Source organism: Segatella paludivivens DSM 17968 = JCM 13650, assembly GCF_000373185.1.
Taxonomy (GTDB): Bacteria; Bacteroidota; Bacteroidia; order Bacteroidales; family Bacteroidaceae; genus Prevotella; species Prevotella paludivivens.
In genome coordinates this window covers 1-6,563 of the sequence record NZ_KB890664.1, presented here as the reverse complement: position 1 = coordinate 6,563, position 6,563 = coordinate 1, and the positions used below count along the sequence as shown (strand labels likewise).

Here is a 6,563-nt window from a genome sequence, read left to right as displayed (position 1 = left end):
CAAAGGTGTGTTTCCTAGTGATGCAGCATTGGAGAAATTAGTGTATCTGGCATACCGAAATATAAAGAAGAAATGGATAAGACCATTGGTAAATTGGGGACAGAGTGCGCAACAACTAGCTATAAAATTTGGTGATAGGTTTCAGATTATGTAACTTTGCTGCCGTGATTTTCTCCTCATCTGTGAAATGCGATTAAAAATCGCATCCCCCATCTGAGGTTAAGGACTAAAGAAATCAGATACTATGACACAGTTCAGTTGACGTACCCGTGAAATGCCACCAGTGCAACTTCCAATACCAATATAAAACAAAGTTCTAATCATAATCTATTATTTTTTCCACTGCAAAGTAAATAAAAATATTTTGATTAGCCACATTAAAATGGTTAAAAGCCTATTTGTCACGGAATGAATTTTAATTCATCACCAAGTAAGGACTCAACTTTTTGACTCTTCTCCATAACTTATAATTCATATCTCTTCAAAATTATAGTTATCTCTTTACAATATAAACTGTTGAGTATAATATTTTGATTTAAAATGTTAATAAAATAAAACTGTGATTGTTTTAGTGCCTTCTGTATGTTATTGATAGACAGTGATATGAGAAAATGTGTAAAATATGTAAAGGTTAAAATCAATAATAATCAATTACTGTATTCTTATTTTTAATAAATTTGCTGTACAAAATAATAACGCAAATAATCATAATACTAATAGAATCAAAATAAATTGTATGTATAAGTATTTAAAATATAGTTATATCTTGTTCTTACTTTGCCTTGTCAGTTGTAGTAGTGACGATACAGATGAGTTTCAAGATGCAGTTACGCTAAACGTAATGAATGAAGTAAATGGTAAAACAATTATTGGAAATTCGGATGTATATCTTAATAAAAACAATAATTTTCAAAGTGAGTCTTGGTATATAGCTCCAGCTGGGACTTTGGACAAGGAAACACAACCAGATTTGGTATCTTTGATAAGAGAGGCTAGTGCAGAACCTAATCATTTGTATTGCCTTTATAATCCAGGAAGTTTTATAACGTTCCGATCTGGAGAAAAAGCTATATATTTAGGCTCTGAATATTATAAACTAGTAGTGGAGTCCAATATTTCTTCTAATGACTTAATTCAAGGAGTGAAGGTTAAGTATAAGAGAATGATAGTCTCTGACAACAGACTCCCTGCAAAAGACACAATGATAGGGAGTATGGCTAATGTTGGTGATGAAATATCATATAATGTTGGTAATGTGATAGAATACGCTTTGGGTGAAGCTTTGTCTTATAATAGGGATTGTTTTGATATTAAACTTAACAATGGTGTGTTGACGATAATTCAAAAAAAGCCTGTTGATAAGACACACGGACCGTATGGTGATTATAAGATTTTTATTCGCTCTGGTAATGTATTTACGTCATTAGCTTTCCAAGTAGGAGTTTAATATAGACTTACTAAACCATATATATAGAGAGAAAAGTAAATGTTCTGGCAGGAAGTATTATATTTACTTCTTGCTAGATATTTTGCTTAAAAAAGCACGAACCATAACAATGATATCATGCAAATGTGATGCTAACGTTGATATTTATTGTTATTTTTTTTGTAAAATAATAAATTGATTTAAAATGAAAAAAGTATTATACTTGATGATTTTTATGTTTCTTACACAAAATTCTTTTGCTCAAAATGATTTTGGTAAATTTAGTATAGAACCTCAAATAGGTTTTGGTGTATCAAACTTAACAAAAGCAGGTTTAAATTCAAAGATTGGTTTTTGTGGTGGAATTAATATTGAATGCAAAGTAACCAACCCTTTCAGTGTGTCTATGGGAGCAATTTATTCAGTAGAGGGAGCAAAAGATGGTCAAGCAAAATTATCTCCTACTTATATTAATATTCCATTACGGGCAAATCTTTATGTTACTGATAATTTATCTTTAAATGCTGGGGTGCAATTAGGGGTAAATGTTGCTGATAATAGAGAAGATTTTTTTTTGTTTGGTGACGCAAAATCAACAACGTTTTCGATACCGATAGGAATATCTTATAACATAAATAAGTTTGTAGTTAATGTCAGTTATAATGTAGGTTTAACAAATGTTTATGATAACTACGATTATAAAAATAGTTTCTTGCAAATAACATTAGGATATAAAATCCATTTATAATTTAATGTAGTTGGCGCATACTAAAATTTATATTTAATCATAATATACTAACATGTTTCTTACGTACTATAGATATTTATTTACTGTTCTATTTTTAAGTTTGGTTATGACTGTTTGTGCTGAAGATAACGCAGAAGATCGATATAGACCTTTTGGCATATCGCTTTCGGGTGCTTTAGGCAATTATAATTCTTGGGATGTAGATGTCGATATGGAATATCGTCCCATAAAATATTTTGGAGTATCTGCTGGATTAAGATTTACTGATATATCATTTGGTAAAGATCATATATTTGGAGGAAAGACAATAGATCATAGCCATACTTGGAAAACAGATGATTTGTCGGATTTTTCTTATAATTTTGCTTTCCAACCACAAGTGAAACTATATACGCCAAATATCAAATTGGACAATGTTGGAGATAATCTTAATTTCAGTATAGGGTATGGTCTTACTATTCCTTTGACTAATAGGGCTTCAGGAGTTGTGGTTTACACACCAGCAGAAAAGGGACAATTCATTCCGGATGATGAAAAGAGAGTATCAAATAGTAACCGTATATATAATGTTTATAATTTCGTGAATATTTCAGCGAATTTGGAGAGTGGCATATGGGGCTTGTCGCTAGGTTATAGAGTATCTGATTATGATGTTTTTGGAAGTGCCAGAAATATTGTAGTTGAAGGGCAGAAACTTGTTTTTGATAATCACAAGTTTAATAACGAAGTTTATCTTGCCATTCATTATAAATTATAGAGCTTTCTACTTCTATTTTTCATCAGAATATAAAACAAGTGAATAAAAATCTCAAAAATAGAATACCGTAAAGTTTCGGAGATTAGCTATAATAAATTTACATAATATAATTTTTACGTATGAAAAAGTTTATTTTATTGATGTTGGCATTTGTTAGTTTTCAACAAATTAATGCACAACAAGTTAAGGGTGATTTTACAATCCAACCCAAAGTAGGTTTTAATATTGCTTCATGGCGTGGTGATTCCAATGATCAGAATAGTTATGCTAGGCTTTGTCTTGGAGTTGAAGGACAATATGCTCTTACTAATAAGATTGGCATTTCTGTTGGCTTGATGTATTCACAGCAGGGTAATAAATCTATGTTATTTGTTTCTCCACAGTCCGACGATTTTGAGTTGTATCCATATAAGTTTAAAATGGATTATTTTAATATTCCAATTCTTTTCAATTATTATTTGTTTAAAGGGCTAGCTGTTAAAGCAGGCATACAACCTGGATTTAAGATTTATGACAATTTAAGTTCTTCAATGACATCAAAGTCTTTTGATTTATCCATACCTGTAGGTTTGTCATACGAATATAAGAATGTATGTTTGGATGCAAGATATAATTATGGTCTTATTGATAATTATGATTTTACTGATTACGAGAAAGGATATGATCAGAAAAACAGTGTATTCCAATTCACATTAGGTTATAAATTTAAGTTATAATAATATAGACAATGAATTCGCTTGTCGTTTAGTCACTAAGACTTTAACGACAAGCGTTTTCGTTAAACAAAACTATTTATCTACTGAATTATTTTTGATTTCTTTCCACTCAATGATCCTATCCTTATCTTCGTTACTGATCACATGGGCGATATGCTTTTCTTTTGTACCATTTATTGAAACTACATAGTATATAACATTGGCAGAGAAACGCACTTCATTATTCTCCTTATAGTCTTCACATAAGAACTTACTACCAAATTCAACCTTCTCACTATTGCTAAGTCTAGAAGAAACTTGATTTACAACAGCTTTCTCAAAATTCTTATTTTCCCAATTTCCATGACTAGGTAAATGTAGATGCTCACTTTTTGCTAACGCAACAAGCATAACAAGGATTATGCAACCTGCTAGCTTTATAAACATGTTCTTTTTCATAATCTATATTTTTTATTTGATGGCTTGTTAAACTTTTGACGGTGCAAAGTTACGACGGTTATAAGTCTTAAAACGACTAAATCACCAAATAAAAAGTCTTAACAAGGCTAACTTAACCTATTGAAAATCAATGGTTAATTTAGCCTGAAATCTAAATGCTGTCTCGCGAAGTCTTAATTAGCCCTTAATGCTGTTCACACAAGCCACAATATCCTGTCCTTCGGTAGCCCCAATCTTCTTTCGGATTGATGTTTTGCGAACATAAATTGTGGCATCCGACTGTTGCGTAATGACTCCGATTTCTTTTGTCGAAAAATTTGCACATAAAAGACAAGATATCTGTACTTCCTTTTCCGTAAGTGCATTACCATATTGTTCCGTAAGTCGGGCATGGAAGTTATCATAGAGCCGATCAATGACGGGATAAAGGTCTGACCACACAAGCAGGCTGTCTGTAGGAATCTTACCATCACTGATGCCTGATATACGTTTCAATAGGGCTTGGTTCTGATGGGTAGGAGTATTTGCCACCATACGGATGATACCCAACTGTTGTAATAGAATTTTCTTAAAGAAAGTATCATCGTCGGTTTTGGGTTGTTTATCGCCTGCAGTTTCTGCCGTAGCGCTTTGGGCCTCTGTCAACATTCGAGTCAGAGTGTCAATTCTGTCTTCAGCCTCTGCCAGTCGCTGAACTCTATTCCTATAATATAGATAGCCAACGATAACACCACCAATCAATAGCAGTACAGCCACCGACAACATCCATCCCATTCGCTGTTGGTCGAGTTTTAGCTCATGGTTTGCCAACTGCAAACGGTTCTTAGTTTCTTGTCGTCTCGTCAATGTGTTCTCTTTCGCTTGCATATCGGCCGTGATAGAGTCACAATATCGGGCAAAGTCTACATACGATATTGTCTTTCCGTTTGCATAGTCCAATAGGCAACGCTCTTGCTCTATCACTACTCTGCGAGCAATATCTGCAAAACCTTTTGCTTCCAGTTTTGCCTCGCTCTTGATGGCCTTTTCATTACAGATACGGGCAGAGTCAAGCTTATGTAGATTGATATAGTTACCCGCCATTGCCATTTGAATCGACGACAACTCAGCCACTTGTGGCATCGTTCGCCCTATTTGGTAGAAGATATCGTTTGAACGGTGGTATTGTCCGTTGTTTGCCAGATAGTCAGCATAGTTGCGCAGAAATTCACACGCAATGGCTGTGTCGCCGTTCTCCGTTGCCAGTTGGATGCTTTTGCTATAGAAATGTTCAGACAGGCGGTCGCCCATTAGTGAGAGGTTCTCCCCCAACTTATAGTTTAATATTGCCTGCTCACGTTTCGGTAGATCATATTTCAATGCTTTTTTCAGCACCTCTATAGCCTTCTTGTATTCTCGCTGATGTCCAAAAATCCGCGCCTTTACCCCCAACAACTGTATTTGTTTTGTTGAATCTGCAATAATATTGAAACCTTTGTTAATCGCCTTTATTGCATCTTTTTCCTTACCTGTCCAGCATAGATATGATGCTTCCAAAAGGTACCTGTCAGCCTGTTTGTCTGCTTCTTCTTTGTAATATGCAATCGCCTCTGGTAGCTGACCATCCTCTGCCAGCGACATTCCCAAAGCCTGATGTGCCAAGGCTTTGTTCCATATTAAATGTAACTGTTCTTCTTCATCTAATTTACTTTCATTTTCTAAAGAATCCAATATTGCTAAAGCCTGCACAGGATTTTTCTTAAGCATTTTATCGCTTAATATCAAAGACTTTTCTTTCGATGAATTGCATGATACAAATACTATTAATACTATAAAGATGTATCTAATTTTATGACAATATTTTTTCATAGGTAATACTTATAGTTTTTAGTACAGCTCCATTCTTAAGGCTGGGTTAAACATTAAAATCATTAGTTTAAAATCCACACAGAGATAAATCCTCTGGACAGGCTTCTGTCTTTGCCTTGTAAAACAAGGCATTCTTTCATGGAACATTCAAAATTAAACTTTCCTTTCGATATAGCCAAATTTTTTGATGACTTTATGCAACAAAACCGCCGTAAAATTAACCAGCGAGTATAAAATCATATTCTGTACCTTTGTAAATAGAGCTTTTTAAATACGTAAGTAACAAGAAGTTGCTCGCTATTTTGCTATGTCTGTTTTTTCACTTAGTGTTACAAAAAGCAGTTAAAATCCAAATAGGATGTCAAAAATAGCGGTTCTTCTTTAATTTAGTTGAATTTAAACCTAAGAATAAGTCCTATATATTCTACCTGTAATTTATATGTAATTAACTATAAATCAATTATTTATGTTGCTAAAAATTAGGATGTTTGACAAATATTTTGTATATTTATATCGCTAAACGTAAATAACGAAATAATGTCAGAACATCCTAATGCCCACAAAGTTACAACAAATAATCAAGAAACATTGCATGGATATATGTCAAAGATTAATTCTTCTGTAGGTCTG

Annotated in this window: 6 protein-coding genes and 1 pseudogene; 5 read left to right on the top strand and 2 right to left on the bottom strand. The window is 33.3% G+C overall.

The window, feature by feature from the left end:
• The 5 genes and pseudogenes from B045_RS15135 to B045_RS0110850 all read left to right on the top strand — a co-directional run.
• Positions 1-154 (top strand): annotated as a pseudogene (locus B045_RS15135) (IS256 family transposase); the annotation flags it as partial.
• 582 nt (positions 155-736) lie between these two features.
• The gene (locus B045_RS0110865) at positions 737-1,447 is read left to right on the top strand and encodes a DUF5036 family protein (protein ID WP_025884437.1); all 711 of its coding nucleotides are present in this window, start codon (positions 737-739) and stop codon (positions 1,445-1,447) included.
• Between the two features lie 184 nt (positions 1,448-1,631).
• Entirely contained in the window at positions 1,632-2,174 is a 543-nt protein-coding gene (locus B045_RS0110860) for an outer membrane beta-barrel protein (protein ID WP_018464285.1), read from the top strand.
• Between the two features lie 106 nt (positions 2,175-2,280).
• Complete coding sequence (locus B045_RS0110855) at positions 2,281-2,931, top strand: hypothetical protein (protein ID WP_018464284.1); 651 nt, start codon at positions 2,281-2,283, stop codon at positions 2,929-2,931.
• Between the two features lie 119 nt (positions 2,932-3,050).
• Positions 3,051-3,647 carry a porin family protein gene (locus B045_RS0110850; RefSeq protein ID WP_018464283.1) on the top strand — a complete coding sequence of 199 codons (597 nt, stop codon included), beginning with the start codon at positions 3,051-3,053 and terminating at the stop codon, positions 3,645-3,647.
• A gap of 72 nt (positions 3,648-3,719) precedes the next feature.
• Here the strand turns inward: B045_RS0110850 and B045_RS0110845 are convergent, their stop codons facing one another.
• Positions 3,720-4,085 carry a hypothetical protein gene (locus B045_RS0110845; RefSeq protein WP_018464282.1) on the bottom strand — a complete coding sequence of 122 codons (366 nt, stop codon included), beginning with the start codon at positions 4,083-4,085 and terminating at the stop codon, positions 3,720-3,722.
• Positions 4,086-4,262: 177 nt separating this feature from the next.
• Complete coding sequence (locus B045_RS0110840) at positions 4,263-5,831, bottom strand: tetratricopeptide repeat protein (RefSeq protein WP_052348859.1); 1,569 nt, start codon at positions 5,829-5,831, stop codon at positions 4,263-4,265.
• Between the last annotated feature and the right edge of the window lie 732 nt (positions 5,832-6,563).